We start from the raw sequence: 1,142 nt of genomic DNA, 5'->3' as shown, positions 1-1,142 counted from the left end.
ACGCCCGGTACGGCGCCTTTTTTATACTGCCCGCTCAATGTACAGACCGCACGGCTGCGGTTTTCCTGACGGAGTAAAGAATGCAGCTCACTCAAATACGTAACGCCACTCTGAAGCTCGACTATGCCGGCGTCCGCTTCCTCATCGATCCGATGCTCTCTGACAAAGACGCCTGGCCCGGTTTTCCCGGCACCGCGCGTTCGCACCTGCGCAACCCGATGGTCGCGCTGCCGCTGACCGTGGAAGCGTTGCTGGACGTGGACGTGATTATCGTGACGCACACGCATCAGGATCACTGGGACGAGGCGGCGCAGCAGCTGATCCCGAAAGATCGGGTGATTTACACGCAGAATGAGAGCGACGCGGCGCTGCTGCGCTCGCAGGGCTTCACGGCAGTCAGCGTGCTGGCGGACACCAACGTCATTGCGGGCATCAACGTTGCAACAACCGACGGCCAGCACGGCAGCGATGAGGCGTACGCCATTCCCGAGGTTGCCGAACGCCTGGGCGACGCATGCGGCCTGGTGTTTTCGCTGGCAGGTGAAAAGACGCTGTACGTGGCCGGTGACACCATCTGGGTTCCGTCGTATGCGGAGAGCCTGGAAAAACACGCGCCTGACGTGGTGGTGCTGAACATGGGCCTGGCGACGGTGGACGGAATCGGTGCCATCATCATGGGTAAGCAGGACGCGCTGCGCACGCTGGAGGTGCTGCCGTCGGCCACGGTGGTGGCATCGCACATGGAGGCCGTCAACCACTGCCTGCTGAGCCGGGACGAGCTGCGCGCCTTTGCAGCGGAAAACGGCATTCAGGACCGGGTACGGGTGCCGGAAGATGGCGAGACGCTGAACTTCTGACGCAAAAGCGCACCCGGACTGCCGCCCGTCAGGCTGAAAAAGCAGGTAATCATCGCGGTTTACATCAGTAAGGGTACAAATTATGTCCACGCTGCACGTTGTCGTTATCGCCACGCCGGGCTTCAGCCCGTTTCACTTTTCTGTGCCGTCCATGGTTTTCGACAAGGCGATGCCCGAGCCTGGCCTGTTCAGCGTGGATATCTGTGCAGAGCAACCCGGCGTCGTGGCGTCCGATAGCGGTATTTCCATCAACGTGAAGCACGGGCTGGAGCGGCTCGATGCGGC

The 1,142-nt window shown here is 61.4% G+C and carries 1 protein-coding gene and 1 pseudogene; both read left to right on the top strand.

Annotated features, from left to right (window positions below; all coding sequences use genetic code 11):
* The first annotated feature begins 80 nt into the window (after positions 1–80).
* Positions 81–857, top strand: coding sequence for an MBL fold metallo-hydrolase (locus HA48_RS21910; protein WP_128603178.1), 777 nt, complete (start codon positions 81–83; stop codon positions 855–857).
* Between the two features lie 82 nt (positions 858–939).
* Positions 940–1,142 (top strand): annotated as a pseudogene (locus tag HA48_RS21905) (GlxA family transcriptional regulator); the annotation flags it as partial.

Source organism: Pantoea wallisii (genome assembly GCF_002095485.1).
GTDB lineage: Bacteria > Pseudomonadota > Gammaproteobacteria > Enterobacterales > Enterobacteriaceae > Pantoea > Pantoea wallisii.
This window is presented reverse-complemented; position numbering and strand designations above follow the sequence as displayed.

Coding starts and splice junctions, on each gene's coding strand:
- HA48_RS21910 (WP_128603178.1), top strand. CDS start 81: ATGCAGCTCACTCAAATACGTAACGCCACTCTGAAGCTCGACTATGCC.